This is a genomic window from Gemmatimonadetes bacterium SCN 70-22 (assembly GCA_001724275.1).
Classification (GTDB): domain Bacteria; phylum Gemmatimonadota; class Gemmatimonadetes; order Gemmatimonadales; family Gemmatimonadaceae; genus SCN-70-22.
Genome location: MEDZ01000002.1, coordinates 327615 through 353264 on the forward strand (window position 1 = coordinate 327615; position 25650 = coordinate 353264).

Consider the following 25650-nt stretch of genomic DNA (forward strand, 5'->3'; position numbering starts at 1 on the left):
GCGCCCCCGCCACGTCGTCGCCCCCCTCGGCCAGCACGTGCACGGCACACCCCTCGGGGACCAGTGCCCCCGGGAGCCCGGGGTAGGCGAAGAACGCCACCGGCGACGTGGCATCCACCAGGATCAGGTGCCGTATCCCGGCCAGCATCTGCAGCACCATCTCCGGGAAGTACGGGAGCCGCTCCATGGCCACACTTCCCGCCCCGCGATGCGAACGCGCGGTGAACGGCGTGCAGCAGAGCCGAGCTCCGGTCGCGGCGGCAATGCGCGAGGCATGCTCCACCGCTCCCGCGTGCATCGCGCGCCCGCCGATGAGGATCATGGCCGGCGCGCCGCTGGCGAGCGCGGTCGCAACCCCTTCCACCACGCGCGGCGCCACCGGAGTCCCGCGCCACGCGAGCGCTCCCACTCCAGCCGTCACCGCCCGCGCACCCCCGTCGGCCCCCCCCTGCGCACCCACGGCGCCATCCACCTCCCCCCACGCCGCATCGGTCGGAACGATGAGGGTGGAGATTGCGCCTGGCGGCCCCATCGCCGCCCCGACCGCCTCCGTCGCCCCCCGCGCCATCGACGCGGCGTCGGGAACCGTCCCCACCCAGCTCGACACGACCCCGGCAAGCGCCGAGATGTCGCTCGCCAGCGGCGGGTCGTTGGCGACGTGATAGCTGGCGTGGTCGCCGACGACGTTCACCAGCGGCGTCGCCGCCCGGCGCGCGTTGTGCAGGTTCGAGAGGGCGTTCGCCAGCCCCGGCCCCAGGTGCAGCAGCGTGCTGGCCGGCCGCCCCGTCACCCGACCCCACCCATCCGCCGCCCCGCTCGCCGCCGCTTCGTGCAGCGTCAGCACGGGGCGGATACCCGGAGCCGCGTCGAGCGCCGCCACCAGATGCATCTCCGATGTGCCGGGATTCGCGAAGCACATCTCCACCCCCGCTCGGGCGAGGGAGCTCATCAACAGGTCGGCGCCACGCACGTGTGTAATCCTCCAGCGAGGGATGGGGGGACATTGTAACGCGTCACCCCGCTCCGCGATGTCCGGCAATGCCCGCACGAGCCGCACCGCCTCCAGCCGGCCCGCGACGCCCCCTGCTATCATTCCCGCATGACCTCTCCGCTCCGCTTCCTGTCGCTCGCCATCACGCTGGCCCTTTCGCACCCGACATCCGCCGACGCCCAGGGGCGCCCCACGCCCCCGGACTCGCTGCGCGTCCCCATCCTCGTCTACCACAACATCCAGCCCGCCGCCGAGGCGCGCGGTATCCGTGCCCCCGACCTCACCATGCGCCCCGAGGTCTTCGCCGCACAGATGCAGTACCTCAAGGACAAGCAGATCCCCGTGGTCTCGTTCACCGCGCTGGTCGAGGCGCTGGAAGGGAAGCGCACGCTCCCCGCGAAGGCCGTCGTGATCACCTTCGACGACGGGCGCGTGAACCAGCTGCATAACGCGATCCCCGTCCTGAAGAAGCTCGGCTTCACCGCGACCTTCTTCCCCTTCACCCACGCCATGGACCGCAACCCGCGCTATTTCACCTGGGCGCAGTTCCGGGAGCTGCAGGAGGCGGGGATGACGATCGGCTCGCACACCTCGCTGCACGTGCGCGTCGACAAGATGAAGGACGCGAAGCAGATGCACGAGGAAGTCACGGGGAGCCGTGACCTCCTGCGCCAGAAGCTCGGCGAGTCGGCGACCGAGTACTTCTCCTATCCCTTCGGTGCCCTGGCCACGGCCGGCGACTCGGCGGTACGTGCCGCCGGCTATCGCGCCGCCCGCGCCTACACCGGCGGCCCCTGGAACAGCATCAGGGACCGCTGGCGCCTCAAGGCGATCCCGATGACCGAGAACATGAAGCGCTTCGTCCAGGTGGTCGACCCCGAGGCCGCGCCGGCCGCGCCGGCGGCGCCGAAGGCGTCGAAGCCGGCCGCTGCGACGACGCGCAAGGGCGCGGGCGCTCCCGGCAAGCCGGCTTCCAAGCGTTAGTCACGCGCGCGGCGCACCCTGCGGGCAAATGAGAACCCCCTGCCGCGACGAGTGGCAGGGGGTTCTCGTTGGTGCGTCCCGGATCGACGGTGCGCGGCGCCTGTTGGAGTGGATTCACCCCGCAGGCAGCATCCGCCGGAGCGGTTACGGGCAGGCCGGCCGCCCGTGCGGCAGCGCCATCGTGCAGCTCCTGGTCTCGCCGTTGATCGTGATGGTGATCTTCGCCGTGCTGCTCCCGTCGTAGGTGATGACCTCGCGGCGGCTCGCCGTCGTGGTCGCACCGCCCACGGTGTAGCTCGCGAACATCGTCCGGATCACCGTCCCCGCCGTCGGATAGGTCGGCCGGCCGTCGGTGATGGGGATCTCGACCCCCTTCGATGTGTCGGCGGCGACGCGCTTGGCGCTGAACGCCCCGTTGCTCGTCGTCCCGGTGGTCGACTCCTCACCGCTCGACGTGCCGTTGATGGTGCGCTTGGTGCTCCCGCTCGCCAGCCCCGTCACCGTGCGGTCGCTCACGTGGTTCAGCGTCGTGTTGGCGGCCAGGACGGTGTTGCTGTCGCCGATGAAGCGCCCCACGTGCGGCGGGCCGTGGCGCCCGCCCCACCCCATGGCGTGCATCGAATCCCGCACGAAGCTGATCGTCCCCGCCACCCTTGTTTGCACCTGCACCGAGTTGGTGGTGGCGGTGTCGAAGGCCTGCTGGACGGCGCCGGCCGTCGTCTTGTACTGCATCTGCTGGTTGACCGTCACGCCGTTGCGCGTGAACGGGTCGCAGACGAACCATCCGCTGGAGGCGTCGAAGTCGCCATCGCAGCTGTGTCCCCCGCCGAAGCGGCCGCCGAAGGGACCGAGGTGCGCGAAGCCGCGCCCCGCGGCGATCCCTCCGGCGAACTCCGGGCCGAGCCCGCCCCCCATCAACCCGTCACGCCCGAAGGCGTGTCCGCGGGGGCCGGGGAGCCAGAGCGACGCCACGCCATCGGTGTCGCCAGCGTAGCTGCTGGTGTTGCTGGAGAAGCCGACGGGGACGGTGCTGAAGGCAGCGGTCAGCGCCTGGCTGGTGGTCGCGTTCGGCGTGCCGCTCGTGGAGAGGAAGTCGGCACAGGCGCCGACGGAGAGCGCGAGCGCGGCAAGCGTCGCGCTGCGAATGAGGTATGTGGGGCGCAACATGGGGACTTCTCCGGAACTCGGTATCGTACCGACGGTGGGGGCTACGCCGGTCGCTAGCATAGAGACACGTGATCCGGAGAGGACCCTCACAACGCGCGCGGAGTGCCCGCCAGGCGACGACGCCAGCCGCGTTCCGGCGCGGTCAGCACTGGAGGAACGCGGGAAGAGGGCGTCGATCGAGGAGTTCGATGACCTTACCCCATGATGAATCGCCTCGCGACGCCGACTTACCGGCGCGTGCCACGGCGATGTGTCCGCTGTCAGCGATCTCCCACGTGTAGTGGTACTGCGCGCAGCGGCGCCCTGGCCCAAGGCGATCCTGATAGAACCGGCGCCGCGCCCCGAACACGGAGTCGACGAAGGCGTCCGACGTATCGCTCCACATGAACAGCGCGCGAAGCATGACGGAATCACGCGTCAGATCGACCGACGCCTCGTACCCCGCACGGGTGCCGACGCAATGATAGTACACGCCGGTATCCTCTGCCCCGGAGCGGTCGGTGGCACAGAGCGCCAAGGTCTTGAGGTGCACCGGACGCAACGTTGCCAGCGCGCCCTTGAGCATTGGTACCTCCGCACCCGATGTCGTGCCGCCTCTCGTATACCCAATCACGGCGAGGCCTGCCGCGAGAACGAGGATGCCAGCTACACCAAGGAGCTGGGGTGACCGGGCACGCATCCTACTCGGTCAGCAGGTGCTGTGCCAATGAAATCATCGATGGGTCAAGAGGAATCTGTCCGATGACGCCGCCACCACAAGCGACGAGCTGGAGCACGCTGTTCGTCGAATCGAGATACGCCTGGCGGCGATGTCTGTCGATCAGCGAGCGCAACGATTCCCGATCACCGTTCACCGCGCGCCGCATGAGTATCGAAATCTCGTCGTTCGAATGCTCCGTGGTCTGCATCAGCGCATCATCCTGTGGCACTTCGTCCCCGCAGTTGATGTGGTTCGCGCACGCTCCTGAAATGCACTCATGCGGCGGCCCCTTCTTGGAACCGAAGGATCCTGTTGTTTCGTGCTTCGTCGTGAACCACCCGCACTCATCACAGCTAACGCAACCCTGGAGATCCACAAACGGCCTCAGGAGCCTCGCGTCCGCGCTCTCGGGGCTCATTGCAGTGACTCCAACACCTAACAAACCAAGCCCAAGATATGCCACCATAGCCGGTGCACGCATGCCCCCTCCACAAGTCAGTGGTTACCTTCGTCTGCCTGCTACTCTGCACCTGTCAGGTGCAACCGCACCACCCTGACGCGTCGTTCACCATCGCGGCCCACCTGGATGTGTACCGCACGACCACCAGGAAGTGCGTACCCGTAGGCTTCGTCGATACGTGTGGAGACGAGGACCACGCGACGCCTCGGATCGATCACCTCGATGATCGAATCGAACGTCCGGTCCAGGTTGTCGATGTCGTAAGAGACACCTGCCTCTGCCTCCTGCCGCCCCCGGGAGAGTCCACGATGCCAGGACGTATCGGCTACGAGCGCCAGAATCCAGATCCGCCCCGCCGAGTCCTGCGTGATTCCTCTTATGCTCGGCCCGGGAGGGCTCGTCGGGGATATCACCGGCACGGGACCGCGAAGGTTCGGAAGCCACTCCGTCTTCCTGATGAAGGATGACCGAAGTCGACCATCAGCCGACCAATGCTCGATTCGAAACTCCCCGTATACCGCGGCGCCCCAGAAACCCGATTCACGATCGGGGGTCAGCACGCGAAGCATGCGCCACCCTTCGTCGGGAAGAAGCGGTTGCGTGCGATCATGACCGAAGGATCGCACATGGTTTCCCAGTCGATCCACGATGTGATAGGGCTGGCCGAACCGCTCACGGTCCGCGAGGCGCGCGTTCACGACCAGCGCTCCATCCACGGTACTCGCCATCGCCGTCACCGCGCCGGGAAGCGGGGCCCGTCGAACGAAGCGCCACTCGGGATCGAGAACCGTCAAGCGACGCCCTGGTCGATCCGCGACGTAGAGCGTGTCTCCTACAGCTGCCGCCAACGCACTGGCACCCTGGTACTCCCCTGGGCCGTTTCCTCGCCGCCCCAGCACCCGAATGAGTCGTCCCTCGGGGGCGAACACGAGCGGCGGGAGGCGCTCGTCGGGCTGCAGAACGTACACACGCCCACGCGCATCGTGGCTGAATGACCACGGAAACGCCGGGATGGCGTCCGGCTGCGTCTGAAGGACCGCAAGCGTCGAAACGGCGATGCTGCAGCGAACACATGACGCCGTGCGCAACACGACCGCTTCCTGTGCCTGGAACGGGCTCGCCATTCCCACAGAGGCCGCCGCTATCACCACCGCTGCGAATCGCGACCGCCAGCATCGCGCCCATCCTCTCGGCATCGCCTCCTCCCGTTTCATCCCCACTCCGCCCTGGTGCCGCGGGCACTGCTTTCGCAAGTTGGGGCGCCCTTTGACCACTGTCAATAGTAGGTCGCTTCGCGCGAGACGTTGCGCCGGGCCAGCGCATCAGGCACGGAAGATCAACGGCCGCGCCCCCACCACGAGCGTGCTGGGGGCGCGGCCAATTCCACTAGTCGCCTGCTACATCACCGTCCCCGCCTTCTTCTTCCCGATCACCCCGTCCACTTTCGCCGCCTCCAACAACTTGTTGAACGCCGCGATGTCGACGTTCTCGATGGTGTCCACCTCGTTGCGGAGCGCGCTCCACAGCTTTTCCAGCGCCGCCAGCCGCTCCCGGATCCCCTGCGTCAGCTCGGGGTTCCCCTCCAGCTGCCCCAGCAGGAAGCCGTACTGCCCGTTGATCCCGTTGGCGTAGTTGATGATGTCCTGCCCGTTCTGCGCCTTGGTCGTGAGCTTGGGATCGACCGTCTCCAGCTTCTTGGTGATGGTCCCGCCCATCGTCGCGATCGCCTTGGCGCTGTCGGAATCCTTGGTGCGGGTCACGAAGCCTTGCACCTGCGTCTTGAGGTCACGCACGCGATTCACCGCGTCGTGGATCTCGCCGATGCGCGACACCAGCAGGTTGGCCACCGAGTCGCGCGCCGCCAGCTGCGCCACCGGCGTCACCCGGCGCGGGTCCTGTTGCACCTCGAACGTCTGCGACTGGGTGGTGCTCCCCACCGTCAGCCGCACGGTGTACGTCCCGGGGAGGACGCGCGCCCCCGCGCTGGGCGCGCCGAACAGCAGCACCCCCGGCAGCTGGGTCGGCGCCGGCCGGCGCAGGTCCCAGGCGAACATGTTGTAGCCGGCCTTCGGCGCCAGCCGCGCCGGCCCCGTCCCTTCCTTGTTGGAGTACGAGCGCACCACCGCTCCCTTGCTGTCCAGGAACTCCAGGCGCACGGTCGTCGCGCTGTCGGGAGCGCTCGCCAGTCGATAGTGCACCACCGCCCCGCTCGGCGGGTTGCGCCCCACCATCGGGCCGCCCCCGAAGCCGCCAAAGCCGCCGCCGCTCGCCAGCAGCAACGCCGTGCGCGGCGTGAACAGGTGCACGTTCGCCGAGGCGACCGCCTCGGCGTGCTGGCGGATCACCGACAGGTCGTCCAGGATCCAGAAGGCGCGCCCCTCGGTGGAGGCGACCAGGTCGCCGTGCCGCACCTCGAGGTCGGTCACCGGGACGACCGGAAGGTTGCCGGAGAACGCCTGCCACCTGGCCCCGCCGTCCAACGACACGTACACCCCCGTCTCGGTCCCCGCGAACAGCAGCCCCTTCCGCTCCGGGTCCTCGCGGACCACGCGCACCGGCTCGCCCGCGCGCAGCCCGTTGACCAGCAGCGTCCACGTCTTGCCGTAGTCGGCCGAGCGATAGATGTACGGCGCCGGGTCGCCCACGCGATCCTTGCGGAACGAGACGTACACCGTCGCCGCGTCGTGCGGCGACACCTCGAGCTCGTTCACCAGGCCGTCCCCTGCAGCTGGCGGCGTGACGTTGGTCCACGTCGCCCCGCCGTCCCTCGTCAGCTGCACGAGGCCGTCGTCGGTCCCCACGTACAGCGTCCGCGCGTCGTGCGGCGACTCCTCGATCACGAAGATCGTCCCGTATACCTCGCCCCCCGCCCCTTCATTCGTGATCGGCCCCCCGCCCCACCCCTGCCGGCTCTTGTCGTTCCGCGTGAGGTCGGGCGAGATCGGCGCCCACGACTGCCCGCGGTCGCGCGAGCGCAGCAGCACGTTGCCCCCGTGGAAGATCACGTTCGGGTCGTGCTGCGACACCACGATCGGCGCCGTCCAGTTGAAGCGGTACCTCGTCTTGTCGGTCGGCTCGGTGAGGTTCATCTCCGGGTACGCCATGATGTCGCGCGACAACCCGGTCTCCTGGTCCAGCTCGTCGATGAGCCCCTGGTAGCACCCGCCGTACACATACCGGGGGTTCTTTCCGCTCACCCCGATGTTGGCGCTCTCGCACCCCGGTCCGTTCTTCCACTCGCGCTCGGTGATCATGAAGCCGTCGGAGCGCGACTGGATGATCACCGACGAGTTGTCCTGCTGCCCCGAGTAGAGCTTGTACGGGAAGTCGTCGTCGACGGTCACGTGGTAGAACTGCGCCGTCGGCTGGTTGTCCTGCGTGCTCCAGCTTTTCCCACCATCGAGCGAGACCGAGGCGCCGCCGTCGTTGGCGTTGATGAGGTAGTCCGGGTTCTGCGGGTTGATCCACAGCCCGTGGTTGTCGCCGTGCATCGCGTTCACCACGGCGAACGTCTTCCCGCCGTCGATCGACCGGAGCACCGGCGCGTTCATCACCCACACCACGTCGGCGTTCTTCGGGTCGGCGATGATGTCCATGTAGTACCAGGCGCGCGTCTGGATCAGGCGGTCCTCACTGAGCAGGCGCCACGTCTTCCCCGCGTCGTCCGAGCGATAGAGCCCCCCCTTCTCGGCCTCGACGATGGCGTACACGCGTTCGGGATCGGCGGGCGAAACCGCGACGTCCAGGTTCCCCATCAGCTTCGGGAGCCCCGTCGTCAGGCGTGTCCACGTGTCACCGCCGTCGGTCGTCTTCCAGATCCCGCTCCCCGGCCCCCCGGAGCGCACGAACCACGGCGTGCGCTGGTGATCCCACATGGCCACGTAGATGATGCGCGGGTTGTTCGGGTCCATCGACATTCCCGCCGCCCCACTCGTCGCGTTCTCCCCCTTGAGCACCAGCGTCCACGTCTTGCCGCCGTCGGTGGAACGATAGACGCCGCGGTCCGGCGTCCCCTTCCACCGGTCGCCCTGCGCCGCGACGTACACCACATCCGGGTTGTTCGGGTGGACCGCCACACGCGAGATCTGCTTCGTCGCCGCCAGCCCCATGTTCACCCAGGTCTTCCCCTGGTCCGTGCTCTTGTAGACGCCGTCGCCGTACGTGGATGATTGCCCGCGCACCGCATGCTCGCCGCTCCCCACGTAGATCACGTTGGGATCGCTCGGCGCCACGGCGATCGCCCCGATCGTGCTCGTCTTGAAGAAGCCGTCGGAGACGTTGCGCCACGAGATCCCCGCGTTGTCGGTGCGCCAGAGCCCACCGCCGGTGTAGCCGGCGAAGTAGGTGAGCGGCTGCGACGGGATCCCGGCCACCGCATTGGCGCGCCCGCCGCGCGACGGCCCGACGTTGCGCCAGCGGATGGCGTTGAAGACCGTCGTGTCGAAGGCGGCGATCGCGGCCGCCGCCGCGGGGGCGCTGCGCCCCTGCGCCGGAAGCGCCGCGGGAAGGGCAGACAGCGCCATGGCGCCCGCGAGGAGGAGTGGCGCGGCGAGACGGTCGAATGATGGGGTGTGCATCAGTGCAGGTATGGCAAGGTGGGTTGGACGCGCCGGTGCGCAGGGACATGCCTGAGGCGCACAAGGGCACGTTGCGGCCCCCGGGAGGGTTCGGCAAGATGATAACGCAACGGCCGAGCCCCGGCGTTGGACCCGAATCCCCCGCACGATGCCCCGTTCGGACTTGTAGGGACCGAAGGGCAGGACGTCATGCACTTCGCCGAGTTCGGCGTGGTGATGAAGCTCTTCCTGATGGGGCTCGAGCTCGAGCCGGCGATGTTGTGGCGCCTGCGCGCCCCCATCCTCGGACTCGGCGGGTTGCAGGTGGCGGTGACCAGCGCGGTGGTCGCGGCGGTGGTCGCGGCGGTGGCCGTGGTCGCCGGCGAACCGTCTCCTCCTGGACATCGCCGTCATCCCGATGCTCTCGCTCTTTCCGTTCCTCGCCACGCAACCGGGGCGCGAAATGGCCGCGCTGCGCCGGAACCGAGCGCGCTACATCGACACCGCGCGAGGAGGCGGGGGGGTACGGTTGCCGCGTCACGGTACTGCCGGCCTGCCCCGTTTCGTCTCCGCAATACCTTGCAAAATCAAAGCGTGTGTTTGATTTTGCACGATGATTCTTCCCCGCGCCGTTGCCCCTCTCCTCGACGAATACCTCGCGACCTTCCCCTGCGTCGCGATCCTCGGGGTGCGCCAGTGCGGCAAGACCACCCTGCTCGGCACACTCCCCAAGGAGTGGAAGGTCTTCGACCTCGAACGGCGTGCCGACCACGCCCTCGTGGCGCGCGACCCCGACACCTTCCTGCGCCTCTACCCGCGCCAGGTCGCGATCGACGAAGCGCAGCTTCTTCCCGAGATCTTCGCCGCCTTGCGCGTCGCGATCGACGAGCACCGGCCAGAGAAGGGGCGATTCGTCATCACGGGATCGAGTTCGCCTGAACTCCTCACGGCGATCTCCGAGAGCCTCGCCGGACGCGTCGGGATCATCGAGCTCTCGCCGTTCTCGTTCGCCGAGGTCACGCGCACCGTCGAGAGGGATTCGCTGCTTGCGCGGCTCTCGCATCGGCGCGCGAAGCCCGTTGATCTCATCGATGGCCTCACCCCCAGGGGCGGGCTGGACGCAGTGCACGACTTCTGGTTCCGCGGCGGCTTTCCCGAGCCGTGGCTCACGCCTGGCGATCGCTTCCGCTCGCGATGGATGGAGCAGTACGTCCAGTCGTATCTCTATCGCGACATCAAGCGGCTATTCCCTGGACTGGACGAGGTGCGCTTCCGCCGATTCCTCGAGTTGCTCGCCGGACTCTCCGGTCGCATCCTGAATTACGCCGAGACCGCGCGTGCGCTGCCGGTGTCGCAACCCACCGCGCGCGACTACTTCGACATTGCCCACGGTACGTTCGTCTGGCGCAGGCTCCCGGCATTTAGCCGAGATTCGGTCAAGCGCCTCGTCAAGCACCCGCGAGGTTACTTGCGCGACAGCGGCTTGCTGCATGCGCTGCTGCGCATTCCCGACTTGGAGGCTCTGCTCAGCCATCCGCAGGCCGGCGCGTCGTGGGAAGGCATGGTGGTGGAAGAGATCCTGCGCCAACTCGCCGCCCGCGGTGTCGGGGCCGACGCGTCGTTCTACCGCACGAGTGCCGGCGCCGAGTTGGACCTGGTGCTGGAGGGTGATTTCGGCCTCGTGGCGATCGAGGTGAAGCACTCGTCGACCATCGCGCCGCGCGACTTGCGTACCATGCGCGACTTCCTCGACGAGCAGAAGGGGCGACTCGGGATCGTGGTGAACACCGACACGGAGCCGCGGTTGCTCGACGAGCGGATCGTGGGGGTACCGGCGAACTGGTTGTGAGCGGCGCGGTCCTGGCCACCGCGAGCGTAGGGGAGAAGCGGGGGGGTTGGCGGTAGGGCCGGGATGCGCCGCCCCGCGCAATTGCCTAGACTCTTGGCATCCCCTGGATCGCCCCTGTTCGCGCCACCCGACGCCAATCCGCGCACCGGCCGCCGCGCCGATCGCGATGAGAGCCCGCCATGACCCACGTCATGCCTCCATCCGCCATCCCCCATCCAGCGACCCGCCCCCACCTCGCCTCTCCCGACGAGAATCCCTCCTTCATCAAGGGACTCTTCCTCGGCGAGCTCCGCGAGGAGATGGTCTTCCCCTTCCCGACGCTCTCCGCCGAGGAGAAGGAGAGTCTCGACGCCATCCTCGATGCCTTCCGCGCGTTCGCGAAGGACCACATCGACATGCGGAAGCACGACCACGACGGCCGCTTCGCCGACGAGATGCGCGAGGGGTTCCACGCCCTGGGGCTCATGGGGCTCAACATCCCCGAGGCGTACGGCGGCTTCGGCGCCAGCGCCAAGGTCTTCAACCGCGTCTTCGGCGAGATCGGCGCCACCGACCCGGCGCTCGCCGTGTACTTCGGCGCCCACCAGTCCATCGGCTGCAAGGGGATCGTCCTCTTCGGCACCGAGGAACAGAAGCAGCAGTACCTTCCGCGTTGCGCCGCGGGCGAACTGGTGGCCGCCTTCTGCCTCACCGAACCCGGCTCGGGCTCCGACGCCCAGGCCATGAAGACCACCGCCGTCCCGACGCCCGAGGGCGACGCCTACATCCTCAACGGGACCAAGATCTGGATCTCCAACGCCGGCTACGCCGGGCTCTTCACCGTCTTCGCCAAGGTCCCGGTCGAGATCGACGGCAAGCGGAAGGAGCGCGTCACCGCCTTCATCGTCGAGCGCGACTCCCCCGGCATCTCCCTCGGCAAGCTCGAGGAGAAGATGGGGATCAAGGCGTCGGACACGCGCTCGGTGGTGTTCGACAACGTGCGTGTCCCAGCTGCCAATCGTTTGGGAGACGTGGGCCACGGCTTCAAGATCGCCCTCGAGATCCTCAACTCCGGGCGCCTGGGGCTCGCCGCCGGCTCGGCGCGCGGCACGCGGGCCATCATGAACGAGGCCATCGCCTACGCCAAGCAGCGCGAGCAGTTCGGGCGCCCCATCGCCTCGTTCGAGATGCTGCGCCGCAAGATCGCCCTTGCAGCTGCGGAGTGCTATGCGCTGGATGCGGCGTGGATGCTGACCGCCGGCATGGTCGACCAGGGGGGCATCGACTTCTCGCTGGAAACGGCGGCGTGCAAGGTCTACGCCTCCGAGATGGCCTATCGTGCCTCCAACGAGGCGCTGCAGATGGCCGGCGGGATGGGCTACTCGAAGGAGTTCCCCTTCGAACAGAGCGTGCGCGACTCGCGCATCATGCTCATCTTCGAGGGGACCAACGAGATCCTGCGTGCCCTCATCGCCCTCATGGGATTGCAGCAGCCGGGCGAGCGGCTCAAGGCGCTGGGCAAGGCGCTGCAGGACCCCATCCACGGCTTCGGCGCCATCTCCAGCTACCTGGCCGGGCGCGCCAAGGGGACGCTCAACAAGCCCGACTTCACCCGCGTGCACCCCGCCCTCGCCGACGAGGCCGACCTGGTCGCCTCACAGGTCCACGCCCTGGCCCGCGGCGTCGAGTGGGCCCTCCGCAAGCACGGCAAGGCCATCATCGAGCGGCAGTACGTGCAGGAGCGCCTGGCCAACGCCGCCATCGACCTCTTCCTCGCCACCGCGACGCTCTCCCGCGCCACGGCCGAGATCGAGCACGCGGGCGGCAACGCGGAGGCGGTCGAGGGCGAGCTGGATTGCGCGCGCGTCTTCGTCCACATGGCCTACCGCCGCGCCCGCCGCTCGCTCAAGGCGCTCAAGGCCAACCAGGACGCCCGCATCGACGCCATCGCGGCGCGTGCCATCGAGGCCATCGACCTCGCCCCCCCGGCACCGACGGATCGTTAGGGCCGGGCGCACCGACCTCCTCGCCGTCGCGCGCCTGGCCGGCCCCGTCGGGTCACGGGCGTCGTTAAGCGCCCACGTAATCGGGACGCCCTACCGTCCATGGAGTGCGCGCGAGCTCCACACCGTGGGTCCCCTCCAATCGGGTAGGAGGCCGGCTCGCGCCCTTCGGAGCACGGCCATGCGCGAAGACCCCTCCACGGCAGCACCAGACACTCCCGGGGCGTCGACGGGCGGCGACACCCGCCCGCGACCGGTCCTGGCCTCGGTGACCGTCGGCGCGCTCGAAACCCGCTACGCGCGGGCCGGACGTGGCGCGACGACCGTCGTCATCGCGCCGGCCCTCGATTCGCTCGACGCACTGCAGTGGACGGAGCAGTCGATCTTCCACTCGATCGCCACGTCACGGCGCGTCCTGGTCGCCTCCCCCCCGACCGCGATCGCGTCTCGTCATGGCTTCTCGCGATGGCTCACCGACTTCCTCGACGGGATCGGGATCGCGCGCACCAGCATCGTGGCGACGGCGATGCATGCCCTGCACGCCCTGCACTTCAGTCTCCACCACGGCGATCGCGTCGAGCGGCTGATGCTGGTCGGAAGCGACTCGCTTGCGCCCGACGAGTCCGTCGCGGGATGCATCGGCGACGAGACGATGATCGGCGTCCCGTCCGTCCCCATCCTCCTCGTCCCCGGGACACTGCATCATCCGAGCGCGGCGTCCCGGCGTGCCATCTCGCGATTCCTCGCGGAACAGGGGGGCGACGCCGTGGGTTGACACATCCGGCAGCGGACAGGGATCATTGCCGGCGTCACCCCCCTCACCAGCGCTGCACGCCGACTTCTCCCGCCGCGGACGACGACTCGCCCACATGACATCTCCCGTCGCGGCAGCGCACGATGTCCCCACCCCGCGGGAGACGGTCGTGCTCCCCCCGCTCCCGGTGCCGCTCACCCCGCTGGTAGGGCGCGACGACGAGGTCGCGACGCTCCGGCAACTCCTCGCCACCACGCGCTTGCTCACCCTGACCGGCGCCGGCGGCAGCGGAAAGACGCGACTGGCCATCGAGGTCGCGAGCCAGTTCGCGCCTCATCACCGCGACGGTGTCGCCTGGCTCGACCTCGCACCGCTGGCCGACCCGCAGCTCCTCGCCTCGTACATCGGCGCGGCACTTCACCTGGAGATGGGGGCACGCCCGGCCGTCGACTCGCTCCTCGACGCCCTGCATTCGCGCGAGCTCCTCCTGGTCGTCGACAACTGCGAGCACCTCGTCGACGCCTGCGCCACCCTCCTGGAACGCCTCATCACCCGCGCTCCGGGCGTACGCGTGCTGGCCACGAGTCGGGAGGCACTCGGCATCGCGGGCGAGCGTGCATGGCTCGTCCCCACGCTCGCCACCCCCGCCGCCACCCCCTCGGTGACCCCCGCCGAGGTCATCGCCGCACCGGCCGGGCGCCTCTTCGTGGAACGAGCCCAGGCGGCACACGCCGCCTTTCGCCTCACACCCGAGAACGCCGGCCCCATCGCCAGCATCTGCCGCCGACTCGACGGCCTCCCTCTCGCCATCGAGCTCGCGGCCGCGCGCGTGCGCGCACTCTCGCCGGACCAGATCGCGGCGCGGCTCGACAAGGCCTTTCACGTGCTGACGAGCGCCCCCCGCGCCGCCACCTCGCGCCATCGCACGCTGGAGGAAGCCATCGACTGGAGCTACGCACTCCTCGAGGAGGGAGACCGCCGTGTCCTCGAGCGGCTCTCCGTCTTCGTGGGCGACTTCTCCCTCGAAGCCGCCGAGTCGGTCTGCGCGCCGACCCCTGCCGACGCCATCGACATCCTCGACCGGCTGGTCACCCTCGTCGACAAGTCGCTCGTCGTGATGATCGAGGGCGAGGGGACGGTTCGCTATCGATTGCTGGAAACCATCCGTCAGTACGCCGCCGTGCGCCTGGCCGCCGCGGGTGGCGGCGACGAGGTGCGCGAGCGTCACGCACGCTTCTACATCGGCATCGTGCGCGAGGCCGAGCCCCACTTCATCACCGGCGCGCGCGGCGCATGGATGGAGCGCGTCGTGCGCGAGCTGGACAACCTCCGCGCCGCCCTCGCGTGGACGCGCGACCACGCCCCGTTGCGCTGCTTGCGGCTGGCGGGATCGCTCTCCTGGGTCTGGTACTCCTCGGGACTCTGGTTCGAGGGACGCCGCTGGCTCGAGGAGGCGCTCGCCCTCCCCGAGGCCCAGCCGCCGACGCTCGCGCGGGGGATCGCCCTCCTCGGCGCCGGCATCCTCGCCAGCCTGCAGGCGCAGGTGGCGGTCGCCCGGCCGTGGCTCGAGGAGGCCGCGTCCATCCTCCACGCGGAGGGCGACGTCCACCGCGAAGCCTACGCGCTCGCCTACCTGGGCGTCACGATGGGGCAGGTCGGCGACCTCGGCGCCGAGGCGCCGGCGCGACAGGCGCTCGCCGTCTTCCGGGAGCGCGACGACCTCTACGGGCAGCGACTCGCGCTCCTGGTCCTCGTCACCCTCCGCCTGAAGGAACGCGACCTCGACACCGCCCGGTCGCTGGCCGAGGAAGCGGCACAGGTGGCGCGCCGCTTCGGCGCCCCGCGCGAGCTCGGGATCGCGCTGCAGATCCTCGGAACCGTCGCCTTTCAGCAGGGCGACGTCGCCCTGGCCGGCGCGCTGATGGGCGAGGCGCTCGAGGCGCTGCAGCGCGATCCGCAAGCGCTCTGGATCGCCCGCGTCCTCGAGCTCCTGGCCATGGTCGCCGGCGCGCGTCGCGACGATGTGCACGCGGCGCGCCTGTACGGGGCGGCGCACGCCCACCGTGCCCTGATCGGCTCCCGACAGTTCCAGCTGGACCAGGAGCGCCTGGCCCCCTTCATCGACCAGGCGCGACAGTCGCTTGGCGCCGAGGCCTTCGACCGGGCATGGTCCGAAGGCGAGCGGCTGCCGATGCAGGAGGTGATCGCCGAGGCGCTGGAGCGGTTACGCGCTGCGCATCCCGCCGCCGACGATGCCAGCGCGCGGCATGCAGCTGGCGGCGTGGCACCCTCGGGGTTCGGGGCCGCCCCTTCCGCCGTGCCTGCCGCGCCCGCCGCGCTCCCCGCCGCGGCTTCCGCGCCGAGCTCACCTCCCGCGCTCGAGGTCGACGCCCTTGGCCCGCTCGAGATCCGACGCGACGGCGTCACCGCTCCCCCCGATGTCTGGCGCTATGCACGTGGGCGCGAGCTCCTCCTCTTCCTCCTGGTCCACCCCGACGGCTGTACCCGCGAGCAGATCGGGCTGGCCTTCTGGCCCGAATCGACGGCGGCGCAGGTCAAGAACTCCTTTCACGTCCTCCTCCATCACCTCCGTCGCTCGCTGGGACGCGCCGATCTCATTGCGTTCGACCGCAACCGCTACCGCATGGCGTGGGAGCTCGGCGTCCGCTTCGACGCCGCGGAGTTCGAGGCGCGGGCCACGGAGGCGCTGCCGGCGGTCCGCAACGACGATGAGGACGAGGACGCGGCCCGTCGCCTGCGCGAGGCGCTGTCGCTCTACCGTGGCGACTTCCTTTCCGGCGAGGACGTGGGCGACTGGCACCTGGCGCCGCGCGACCGCCTCCACCGCCTGTATGTCGATTCGCTCATGGCGTTAGGCACCCGCGCCCAGCGCCTCGCCCTCCCCGGCGTCGCCGCCGAGTGGTACCGGCGCGTGATCCAGGTCGACCCGCTCAACGAGGGGGCGCATCGTCGCCTCATGCGCACGCTGGCCCGTGCCGGCCAGCGAGCCGAGGCCATCCTGCAGTTCGAACGCCTCACCGCCCTCCTCCGCCGCGAGCTGGAGGCCACCCCCGAGCGCCGGACGATGGAGCTCCTCGACGCCCTGCGCCGCGGCGAGGCCGTCTGAGGCGGGCGCCATCGCGCGACCGCCCTCCCGACCGCTATCATCCCGGCGTCCCCCTTCGCCGCTTCATTCCGACCATCGCCTCCCGTGCGCGTCCTGTTCGCCGAGGATGACCGTCAGCTGCGCGAGTCCGTCGCCCGCGGCCTGCGCGAGGCGTCGTACGTCGTCGACCTCGCCGCCAATGGCACCGAGGCGCTGGCCCTGTCGCGCGGGCACGACTACGACGTCGTCATCCTCGACATCCTGATGGCGGGGGCCACCGGGCTCGAGGTCTGCAAGGCAATCCGCGCCGCCGGCAGCTCCGTCCCCATCCTCATGCTCACCGCCCTCGATGCGGTCGAGCAGCGCATCACGGGGCTCGACGCCGGCGCCGACGACTACCTCACCAAGCCGTTCGACTTCGGCGAGCTCCTGGCCCGGCTCCGCGCCCTCACCCGGCGACGCGGCGAGGTGCTCTCGCCCCGGCTCGTCGTCGGCGACCTCGTGATCGACACCACCCGCCACCTGGTCACGCGGCGGGGACGGGAGATCCCGCTCACCACGAAGGAATTCACCTTCCTTCACCACCTGGCGCGCAACGCCGGGCGCGTGGTGAGCCGCGCCGAGCTCATGGAGCACGTCTGGGACGACAAGAGCAACGCCTACTCCAACATCATCGACGTCTATGCCAGCCGGCTGCGCCGCAAGCTCGACGAGGGCGAGGACGTCCCGCTGGTCGTGACGCTGCGCGGCACCGGCTTCATGCTCGACGTCCCGGCCGGACCATCGACCGCGGCGCGCGCCGAAGGCCCGCCGGAGGGTGACACGCCCGGCAGCGGTTCCGGGGCGCGCCCCGCTCCCCCCGAGCCCGGGACATGACGCTGCGCTGGTGGCCCTCGTCGCTGCGGGCCCGCCTCACGCTCTGGTTCACGGTGGTGCTGGGGGTCCCGCTCGTCGCCTTCGCCATCGTGTCGTACGTGGTCTTCGACCGCACGCTCCTCGATCGCACCGATCACTTCGTCAGCGACGCGCTCAGTGCCTTCGCCCGCGAGCTGGGGAACGAGCGGCGCATCGCCCCCGACAACGCGACCGCCGCGCGCACCACGGTGCACGAGGTCCGCTTCCGGCAGCTGCAAATCGTGATCGCCGACTCGGCGGGACGCCTCGTGGCCGCCAGCGCCACCGACGACGCCGAGGCGCGGGCCAGCGGCATCGCCGCGTACGACCCCGCGCGGGCGCTGGCCGCCGCCGGGCGCGTCGATCCCGGCACCCCGCGCTTCGTGACCCTCGCCGGCCCCGGGGGCGCCTACCGCCTCCACGCCCGCACCGTCAGCATCGCCGGCGAGCCGTTGCTCCTGGCGGGTATCTCCCCGCTGCACGACGTGGAGGAGGTGCTGGCCCGCATCCGGCGCGCCTTCCTGGTCGCCATCCCGTTGCTCCTGGCGGCGGCGGCGGCCGGGGGCTACTTCATGGCCCGCCGCTCGCTCTCGCCCGTCTCCGCCATGGGCGCGCGCGCCGCCGCCATCACCGACGCCAACCTCCACGAGCGCCTCCCCGTCGTCTCGCCGCACGACGAGCTCGGCGGGCTGGCCACCGTCATCAACTCCCTCCTCGACCGCCTCGAGCGCGCCTTCGCCCAGCAGCGGCGCTTCATGGCCGACGCCTCGCACGAGCTCCGCACTCCCACCGCGATCCTCGCCACCGAGGCCCAGGTCACCCTCTCGCGCCCCCATCGCACCGAGGAGGAGTACCGCGAGTCGGTCGCCGTGATGGAAGGCGCCGCCGCGCGCCTGACGCGCATCGTCGACGACCTCTTCCTCCTGGCCCGCGCCGACGCCGGCCACCTCGTCGCCCGCCACCGCGACATCTACCTCGATGAGGTCGTGCACAGCGCCACCCGCGCCGTCCGCCCCATCGCCGAGCGGCGTGGCGTCCACGTGGAGCTCCTCCCCGTCGTCGACGCCCCCTTCCACGGCGATCCCGACCTCCTGGGGCGCCTCCTCCTCAACCTCCTCGACAACGCCATCAAGTTCTCGGTCGGGGGCGGGCACGTCACGGTCGCCCTCTCGCGGCACGACCACGACGCCCCCCGCTACGAGATCCGCGTCGTCGACGACGGCCCGGGGATCGCCCCCGACGTCCAGGAACGCGTCTTCGAGCGCTTCTTCCGCGGCGACCCCGCGCGTGGACGGCAGGAAGAGGGGGCGAGCGAGACCAGCGGCGCCGGCCTCGGGCTCGCCATCTCGCGCCGCATCGCCGAGGCCCACGGCGGGACGTTGCAGCTGATGGAGTCGCGCCCCGGGCGCACCGAGTTCCGCCTCGTCCTTCCGCTCGCGCCAGCGCCCTGACACCACGGCCGCGAGCCGCACGCGCTGCTCTCGGCGCGTGAGCCCCACCGCGATCTGCGACGCCACCCCGTGCGTGTAGGTCCACATCGTCTCCAGCAGCCTCGCGCGCCGCGCGCGACTCATCGTCGTGAACCGGGCGTCGCGCCGCATGTCCTCCGTCAGCTGCTGCAGCATCGCCTCGACGATCTCCCGGAACCGGTCGGTCTCGACGAAGAGCGCCCGATACAGCCGGGGATGGTCGCGGGCGAAGTGCGCGATCCCCGTCCCCATGTTGAAGCAACGGCGTCTCGGTGTACTCCTGCGTCGTGAACTCGATGAGCCGGGCGTTCGCCCGTTCCATCACTCTCCGGAGGGACGGCGTTGGCGCCCTCGTTCCACGCGACCAGCTTCGCCCCCGCGAGCGACGCCCCCTGCAACAGGGGAAGGTTCTCCACCTGCGTGTACGCCGCCGCCGCCCACGACCCGAACGGCGTCAGGCGGTGCATCCCGAATTCCGCCAGCACCATGAGCGACGGGAAGATCACCCGCGACATCCAGCGCGGCGCGCGGCGGCGCAGCGCATCGGAGACGAGGAATGCCGCGCCGTGCGACAGGGCGAACGGCGTGGCGAACGCCAGCGCGAAGACCGCCGGGAGCGGAGCGGTGACGAGCGTGAGCGTCGCGAGGACGTAGGCCACCGCCAGGGCGAGGGCGCACCAGAGCCGGCGGCGCGCGCCCGCCCTTATCCCATCGCCCCGCGCAGCGCCCGCAAGGCCGCCATCCGTTCGTCGCGCCACGCCACCCGCTGCGGCAGCCCCTCCAGCGGCAGGCGCTCCCGCATCGCCGCCGCCACCGCCTGCGTGATCTCGGGTGTCACCACCGGCTCCGTCGCCCCCCGCTCGCGCGCCATCTGGTCGAACATGAAGCCGTAGCGTCCCAGGTAGTCGGCGATCCCACCCGGTGCGTTCAGGTCGACCCCCTCCAGTGGCCCCAACCACGCCCAGCGGAGCCCGAAGCCGTCGCGGATCAGCGCGTCCACGTCGGCGGGCGACATCACCCCGTCGCGGATGACGCCGAACATCTCGGTGAGCAGCGCCCCCTGCAGCCGGTTCATCACGAAGCCCGGGCGCTCCTGCCGCACCAGGACCGGCACCTGCCCCACGCTCCGCATGACGGCGAAGGCGCGCGACACCACCGCGTCGCTGGTGAACGGCGCCGGGACCATCTCCACCACCGGGATCAGGTGCGGAGGCGTGGCCGGGTGTGCCACGATCACGCGCGCGCGCCCCGCGAGCGCCGGGGCGAAGTGGCTCGCCCCGATCGACGAGGTCGAGCTGGCGAGGATCGCGTCCGCCCCAGCCGCAACGTCCATGGCCGAGAAGAGTCGCGCCTTGACCTCCCGATCCTCCTCCACCGACTCCTGCACCCACGAGGCGCCGTCCAGCGCCTCCTCGAGCGACGCCGCGACCGCGATCCGCCCGACGATATCGTCCGGTGCAACGCCGGGGGCGATCGCCCGCGCCTGCTCCGCCGACCGGGCCACGCGCCCGTGCAAGCTGTCGCGCACCGCGGCATGCCGGGCAAAGACGCGCACGCCCCACCCGGCCCGGGCGAACACCAGCGCCCACGAGCTCCCGATGATCCCCGCGCCCACGATCGCGACCTGTGGCATGTCCCCCTCGCTGAAAACGAAATGCCCGGACCTCCCGGCCCGGGCAACTTCGTCGCTCGTGCGGTTCGGCACTAGCGCGCGCCTGTGGTCGACGCGACGCCGCACCTCCCCGCCGGCACAACGGGTACCGCCGCGCGGCTAGCGATCGTCGTCGTTCCCTCGCTTCGCCCGAGACCGCTCACCGTTGCTCCCCGGCTCCCGCACGACCTCTCCCCCCCGCTCCACCGTCCCCCCCGAGGTGTAGGCGCTGGCGGCCCCGTACTGGTACACCAGCTGGCCTCCGGAATGCCCCACGCGATAGCCGGCTCCCAGCAGCGCCACCGACCCGAGCGCCCCGAGCAGGCGCGCCCCGCTCCCCACCCTCCCCGGGACCAACCCGACGGCTGCAACGCCCAGCACCCCGAGCGAGAACAACAGGAACGCCTCGGCCGCCTCCTCGTGCGAATCCAGCGGGGCCTCGGCGACCACCTTCTCCACCCGCTCGTCCTGCTGTTCGCCCGTCTCCACGGCCACCCACGAACTCAGGCTCAACGCCGCGAACAGCGCCGTCGTCACCCCCCACGCCAGGCGTGGGCGTGTCCCCCGCCTGATGGCCCAGATGGCCCCCACGGCGAAGAACGGAAGGAGCACCGACAGCGCGATCGGGAAATGCACGATCGCCGGGTGCAGCGGAAAGGGAAGGAAGGACTGCATATGCCTGACTCCTGCCAGCGGTGACTGACTCGACCATGTGGTCGCTCGACGCTTTCGTCGACGCTGCAAGGTGCGCCGCCCTCGCCTCCCCATGAATCCGGCAGGTGACGCGCTTGTGAGCCGCAGGTGTCGCTCCGACATTTGCCGGACCCCCCTTCCCCCGCACCAGGTGAACCGCCGATGAACGACGAGGACGAGGAGGACGACCTGCTGGCGCCGCCCTCCGTTCGCTATCCGCTCCCCACCATCGCGATCCTCGCGCTGGTCGCCATCGGGGGAACGACCGATCTCGTGCTCGACAAGCCGGAGCGCCTGCTGTCGGCTCACGTCCTCTTCGAGCTCGCCCTCATCCTCTTCAGCCTGGGCTCGATCGCCCTCCTCTCCTTGCAGTGGCGACGCGCGGCGATCGCGCTGGCCGGCACCCAGCGCACCCTCGCCGCCACGCGGCGATCCCTCGAAGTGCAAGCGGCCGAGCGCGATGCGTGGCGGCGCAGCGCCGAATCGGTGCTCGCGGGACTCGGCCAGGCCATCGACCGCCAGTTCACCGCGTGGGGACTGACCCCCACCGAGCGCGAGGTCGCCCTCCTCCTCCTCAAGGGGTACGGCCACAAGCAGGTCGCCGCACAGACCGGGCGCGGCGAGCGCACCGTGCGGCAACATGCGGTTGCCGTCTACCAGAAATCAGGGCTCGCCGGGCGCGCCGAACTGGCCGCGTTCTTCCTGCAGGACCTGATGCTCCCCGGCGGCACGCCCCGCGACCTTCCCGGCGGGCAATGACGCGCGCCACCGGGGAGCCTCCCGTTTGCGGTTGCCGGCGCGGTGCCCACGCGCCAACGTTGCCCGCGCAATAGCCGTTGCCCGAGAGGTATCGCGTATCCCCCCCGCCCGAACCCGGCCCGCACATGCTCCCGCTGCGCCCCCTGCTGGTCCTCGCCCTCCCCGCCATCGCCGCCCTCCCGGCGATCGCCCCCGACACGCTCGGTGTGATCGGTGCACCGCCGCCCACCGTCGAGCATGCGGCCGCCCCAGTCGCCCTCGACTCCGCCCTCCGCGCGGGCTACCGCTGGCGCAACATCGGTCCCGACCGGGGTGGGCGCTCCATCGCCGTCAGCGGCGTGAAGGGGCGCCCTAACGAGGCGTACTTCGGCGCCGTGGGCGGCGGGCTGTGGAAGACGACCGATAGCGGCGAGAACTGGATGCCCGTCACCGATGGGTTGATCACCAGCGCCTCGGTCGGCGCCGTCGCCGTGAGCGAGTCGAACCCCGACCTCGTCTTCATCGGCACCGGCGAGACCTGCATCCGCGGCAACATCATGCCCGGCGACGGCGTCTATCGCAGTCGCGATGGCGGGAAGACCTGGACGCACGTCGGCTTCAAGGAGTCGCACGGGATCTCCAAGATCCGCATCCACCCCACCAACCCCGACATCATCTACGTCGCCTCGTTCGGCAAGTACTCCGTCCCGAGCGACGAGCGCGGCGTCTTCAAGAGCACCGACGGCGGCAACACGTGGAAGCGCGTCCTCTTCCGCGACGACCGGAGCGGCGCCATCGACATCTCGATCGACCGCAACAACCCCAACGTGCTCTACGCATCGCTGTGGGAGGCGTACCGCAAGGAATACCAGATGTCGAGCGGCGGCCCCGGCAGCGGGCTGTTCAAGAGCACCGATGGCGGCGAGACCTGGACCGAGATCACCCGCAACCCGGGGATGCCGGCGGGGCTCGTGGGGCGGATCGGCGTGGCCGTCTCCGGGGCCAACTCCAACCGCGTCTACGCGCTGGTCGAGAACGAGAAGGGGGGCCTGTTCCGCAGCGACGACGCCGGCGCCAGCTGGTCGCTGGTCAACGACAATCGCTCCATCCGCCAGCGTGCGTTCTACTACACGCACGTCTTCGCCGATCCGCGCGATGCCGACGTGGTCTACATGCAGAACACGTCCATGTTCCGCTCCACCGACGGCGGCAAGACGATGAAGGCCATCGACAACGGGACGCATGGCGACTTCCACGACCTGTGGATCGACCCCGACGCCCCGGCGCACCTGGTGGTCGGCAATGACGGGGGCGGTGCCGTCAGCAGCAACACCGGCGGCCGCTGGACCGACCAGGACTACCCCACCGAGCAGTTCTACCACGTCATCACCACCGCCCACACCACGTACCACGTCTGCGGGTCGCAGCAGGACAACTCCACCCTCTGCACCCCGTTCAACTGGAACGCCGCCGCCTTCGGGCTGGGGAGCGGCGGGCGGCGCGGCGGGATGGGGAACAGCGGCGACACCACCCGCCGCGACATCACGCTGGGCGGGATGTCCGTGTCATACGTCGCCGGCGGCGGGGAGCCGGGCTACATCGCCCCCGACCCGCTCGACCCGGACGTCTTCTACTCCGGGACCAACAACGGCGCCTACGTCGACAAGTTCAACCGCCGGCTGCAAACATCGCGCGAGGTGAACCCGTACCCGTGGTTCTATTCCGGCGAGCCGAGCAAGGAGATCAAGGAACGGTGGCAGTGGACCTTCCCGATCCTCTTCTCGAAGGTCGACCCCAAGCTCCTGTTCGTCTCGTCGCAGCGCCTGTGGGCCACGCGCGACGGCGGCAAGACCTGGCTGCGCCTCTCCGGCGACCTCACCCGCCACGCCCCCGAAACCCAGGAGAAGTCCGGCGGCCCGATCACCGGCGACATGAACGGCCCCGAGGTCTACGGCACCATCTTCTCCGTCGGCCCGGGCAAGAAGGACGTGAACGTCATCTGGACGGGGAGCGACGACGGCCTGGTGCACGTGACCCGCGACTTCGGGAAGACGTGGACCAACGTGACGCCGAAGGAGATGCCCGACTTCGGGCGCGTCTCGCAGATCGACGCCTCCAACTTCTCGTCAGGCACCGCCTACGTCTCGGTCCGCAAGCCGCTCCTCAACGACTTCGCACCGTACATCTTCAAGACCGCCGACTACGGGAAGACGTGGACGAAGATCGTCAACGGCATCCGCGCCGACGCCTACGTGCACGCCGTGCGCGAGGATCCCACGCGCCAGGGGCTCCTCTACGCCGCCACCCAGCACGGCGTCTACATCTCGTATGACGACGGTGCCAACTGGGAGAACCTCTCGCTCAACCTCCCCGACGTCCCGGTCGCCGACCTCATCGTCGAGGCGAACGAGCTCGTGATCGGGACGCACGGGCGCGGATTCTGGGTGCTCGACAACATCGCCCCGCTCCGGCAGGCCACCCCGGCGATCCTCGCCTCCGACGCCCACCTCTTCACCCCGCCCACCCTGGTACGCTCGGGCCCCGGCATCGTGATCAGCTGGTGGCTCGGGCACCCCTACAAGTCGGCATCGCTCGAGATCCTCGACTCCGCCGGCGTCGCCCTCCGCACCTTCGTGCCGGACACGACGCGCCCCGACTCCACGCGCCCCCCCGCAGGGGGCGGGCGCCGCGGCGGCGTGACCTACCTCCCCAAGGGGACCGGACTCCAGCGCCTCCTCTGGGACGGGCGCGCCGAGGGGATCGTCTCGTTTCCGGGGATGATCCTCTGGGGAGCCGGCACCAATGGCCCCATGCTCCCCCCGGGGCGCTACACCGCGCGCCTCACCGTCGACGGCAAGAAGCTCACCGCCCCGGTCACCGTCAGGCGCAACCCATGGATCGCCGACGTCACCGACGCCGACCTCGTCGCCCAGTACCGCTTCGGGCGCCAGGTCCGCGACAAGGCCACCGAAGCCAATCGCTCGGTCATCGCCATCCGTCGCGTCAAGTCGCAGCTGGACGACCGCTACAAGCGCGCAGCGAATGATGCCGCCCTCAAGTCGGCCGGCGAGACGTTGCGCACCGATGCCTCCGCGGTGGAGGAGAACGTCTACCAGGTGCGCAACCAGTCGGGGCAGGACCCGCTCAACTTCCCCATCAAGGTCAACAACCGCCTCGCCAACCTCCTCGCGATGAGCGAGCGCGGCGACGGCCGCCCCACCACCAACATGCCCGAGATCTTCGGGATCCTCACCACCGAGCTGAAGGGCTACACCGATCGGCTGGCACAGGTGTGGAAGACCGACCTGGTCGCCGTGAACAAGGAGCTGGCGCGCCTCAACCTCCCCCCCATCGACCCCGACTGTGTAAAGGTGGACGGCTGCAACGTGCAACCCTGACACCGGCACCAACCATACATCGCGCAACGGAAACCGGGGTCGCCCTCCAAGGCGCCCCCGTGTTTTTGCCCTCCCCCGAGTTTTTGCCCTCCCCGGAGTTTTTGCCCTCCCCCGTGTTCTTGCCCTCCCCCGTGCCCCTCCGTCCCCCCGTGCCCCTCCGTGTTCACCCCCCTACACCCCCCCCTTCCCCCCCTGAAATCCCCCCAAAATCCACCCGTACCCACCCCCCCACCCCCCACCGCGCATACGCCTCCGGCG

The 25650-nt window shown here is 70.0% G+C and carries 17 protein-coding genes and 1 pseudogene (1 of these 18 cut by a window edge); 10 read left to right on the plus strand and 8 right to left on the minus strand.

Translation table 11 applies throughout. From position 1 onward, the window contains the following. Positions 1-949, minus strand: a pseudogene (locus tag ABS52_01440) (hypothetical protein) (it extends 634 nt beyond the left edge of the window). Between the two features lie 150 nt (positions 950-1099). On the opposite strand from ABS52_01440, the gene ABS52_01445 reads away from it, so the two are divergent. Beyond that, complete coding sequence (locus ABS52_01445) at positions 1100-1975, plus strand: hypothetical protein (GenBank protein ID ODT05374.1); 876 nt, start codon at positions 1100-1102, stop codon at positions 1973-1975. 144 nt (positions 1976-2119) lie between these two features. Here ABS52_01445 and ABS52_01450 read toward each other — a convergent pair whose 3' ends face one another. The 3 genes from ABS52_01450 to ABS52_01460 all read right to left on the minus strand — a co-directional run bounded on the left by ABS52_01450 (position 2120) and on the right by ABS52_01460 (position 4071). Further along, positions 2120-3142 (minus strand): hypothetical protein, encoded by a 1023-nt coding sequence (locus ABS52_01450; protein ID ODT05375.1) that lies wholly within the window; start codon positions 3140-3142, stop codon positions 2120-2122. Positions 3143-3284: 142 nt separating this feature from the next. Beyond that, positions 3285-3707, minus strand: coding sequence for a hypothetical protein (locus tag ABS52_01455; GenBank protein ID ODT05376.1), 423 nt, complete (start codon positions 3705-3707; stop codon positions 3285-3287). Between the two features lie 115 nt (positions 3708-3822). After that, a complete protein-coding gene (locus tag ABS52_01460; protein ID ODT05377.1) occupies positions 3823-4071 on the minus strand; it encodes a hypothetical protein in 249 nt (82 codons plus the stop codon). Positions 4072-4793: 722 nt separating this feature from the next. Here ABS52_01460 and ABS52_01465 point away from each other — a divergent pair. Continuing rightward, on the plus strand, positions 4794-5297 hold the full coding sequence (locus tag ABS52_01465; protein ODT05378.1) for a hypothetical protein: 504 nt from the start codon (positions 4794-4796) through the stop codon (positions 5295-5297). A gap of 402 nt (positions 5298-5699) precedes the next feature. On the opposite strand, the gene ABS52_01470 is transcribed toward ABS52_01465, so the two are convergent. After that, positions 5700-8825 carry a hypothetical protein gene (locus tag ABS52_01470; protein ID ODT05379.1) on the minus strand — a complete coding sequence of 1042 codons (3126 nt, stop codon included), beginning with the start codon at positions 8823-8825 and terminating at the stop codon, positions 5700-5702. Positions 8826-9471: 646 nt separating this feature from the next. Here ABS52_01470 and ABS52_01475 point away from each other — a divergent pair. The 6 genes from ABS52_01475 to ABS52_01500 all read left to right on the plus strand — a co-directional run bounded on the left by ABS52_01475 (position 9472) and on the right by ABS52_01500 (position 18894). After that, positions 9472-10707 carry a hypothetical protein gene (locus ABS52_01475; protein ID ODT05380.1) on the plus strand — a complete coding sequence of 412 codons (1236 nt, stop codon included), beginning with the start codon at positions 9472-9474 and terminating at the stop codon, positions 10705-10707. Between the two features lie 206 nt (positions 10708-10913). After that, positions 10914-12692 (plus strand): hypothetical protein, encoded by a 1779-nt coding sequence (locus tag ABS52_01480; GenBank protein ODT05431.1) that lies wholly within the window; start codon positions 10914-10916, stop codon positions 12690-12692. A gap of 178 nt (positions 12693-12870) precedes the next feature. Then, on the plus strand, positions 12871-13464 hold the full coding sequence (locus ABS52_01485) for a hypothetical protein (protein ID ODT05381.1): 594 nt from the start codon (positions 12871-12873) through the stop codon (positions 13462-13464). 94 nt (positions 13465-13558) lie between these two features. After that, complete coding sequence (locus ABS52_01490) at positions 13559-16570, plus strand: hypothetical protein (protein ODT05382.1); 3012 nt, start codon at positions 13559-13561, stop codon at positions 16568-16570. A gap of 84 nt (positions 16571-16654) precedes the next feature. Next, entirely contained in the window at positions 16655-17425 is a 771-nt protein-coding gene (locus tag ABS52_01495) for a hypothetical protein (GenBank protein ID ODT05383.1), read from the plus strand. After that, positions 17422-18894 carry a hypothetical protein gene (locus tag ABS52_01500; protein ODT05384.1) on the plus strand — a complete coding sequence of 491 codons (1473 nt, stop codon included), beginning with the start codon at positions 17422-17424 and terminating at the stop codon, positions 18892-18894. Before ABS52_01495 ends, ABS52_01500 begins: the two co-directional genes overlap by 4 nt. Positions 18895-19052: 158 nt before the next feature. Here the strand turns inward: ABS52_01500 and ABS52_01505 are convergent, their stop codons facing one another. From ABS52_01505 to ABS52_01515, 3 genes are all read right to left on the minus strand, one after another. After that, positions 19053-19571 carry a hypothetical protein gene (locus tag ABS52_01505; protein ID ODT05385.1) on the minus strand — a complete coding sequence of 173 codons (519 nt, stop codon included), beginning with the start codon at positions 19569-19571 and terminating at the stop codon, positions 19053-19055. A gap of 44 nt (positions 19572-19615) precedes the next feature. Then, positions 19616-20545 (minus strand): hypothetical protein, encoded by a 930-nt coding sequence (locus ABS52_01510; protein ID ODT05386.1) that lies wholly within the window; start codon positions 20543-20545, stop codon positions 19616-19618. Positions 20546-20683: 138 nt separating this feature from the next. Next, entirely contained in the window at positions 20684-21238 is a 555-nt protein-coding gene (locus ABS52_01515; GenBank protein ID ODT05387.1) for a hypothetical protein, read from the minus strand. A gap of 180 nt (positions 21239-21418) precedes the next feature. Here ABS52_01515 and ABS52_01520 point away from each other — a divergent pair, with 180 nt between their 5' ends. Both ABS52_01520 and ABS52_01525 read left to right on the plus strand, forming a co-directional pair. Continuing rightward, positions 21419-22015 carry a hypothetical protein gene (locus ABS52_01520; protein ID ODT05388.1) on the plus strand — a complete coding sequence of 199 codons (597 nt, stop codon included), beginning with the start codon at positions 21419-21421 and terminating at the stop codon, positions 22013-22015. Between the two features lie 185 nt (positions 22016-22200). After that, on the plus strand, positions 22201-25392 hold the full coding sequence (locus ABS52_01525) for a glycosyl hydrolase (protein ODT05432.1): 3192 nt from the start codon (positions 22201-22203) through the stop codon (positions 25390-25392). Positions 25393-25650: the final 258 nt, after the last annotated feature.

Bases quoted from the DNA above. Each gene is read 5' to 3' on its own strand.
- ABS52_01485 (ODT05381.1), top strand. From the start codon at position 12,871: ATGCGCGAAGACCCCTCCACGGCAGCACCAGACACTCCCGGGGCGTCG.
- ABS52_01475 (ODT05380.1), top strand. From the start codon at position 9,472: ATGATTCTTCCCCGCGCCGTTGCCCCTCTCCTCGACGAATACCTCGCG.
- ABS52_01465 (ODT05378.1), top strand. From the start codon at position 4,794: ATGCTCGATTCGAAACTCCCCGTATACCGCGGCGCCCCAGAAACCCGA.
- ABS52_01455 (ODT05376.1), bottom strand. From the start codon at position 3,707: ATGCTCAAGGGCGCGCTGGCAACGTTGCGTCCGGTGCACCTCAAGACC.
- ABS52_01500 (ODT05384.1), top strand. From the start codon at position 17,422: ATGACGCTGCGCTGGTGGCCCTCGTCGCTGCGGGCCCGCCTCACGCTC.
- ABS52_01520 (ODT05388.1), top strand. From the start codon at position 21,419: ATGAACGACGAGGACGAGGAGGACGACCTGCTGGCGCCGCCCTCCGTT.
- ABS52_01450 (ODT05375.1), bottom strand. From the start codon at position 3,142: ATGTTGCGCCCCACATACCTCATTCGCAGCGCGACGCTTGCCGCGCTC.
- ABS52_01470 (ODT05379.1), bottom strand. From the start codon at position 8,825: ATGGCGCTGTCTGCCCTTCCCGCGGCGCTTCCGGCGCAGGGGCGCAGC.
- ABS52_01490 (ODT05382.1), top strand. From the start codon at position 13,559: ATGACATCTCCCGTCGCGGCAGCGCACGATGTCCCCACCCCGCGGGAG.
- ABS52_01445 (ODT05374.1), top strand. From the start codon at position 1,100: ATGACCTCTCCGCTCCGCTTCCTGTCGCTCGCCATCACGCTGGCCCTT.
- ABS52_01510 (ODT05386.1), bottom strand. From the start codon at position 20,545: ATGCCACAGGTCGCGATCGTGGGCGCGGGGATCATCGGGAGCTCGTGG.
- ABS52_01515 (ODT05387.1), bottom strand. From the start codon at position 21,238: ATGCAGTCCTTCCTTCCCTTTCCGCTGCACCCGGCGATCGTGCATTTC.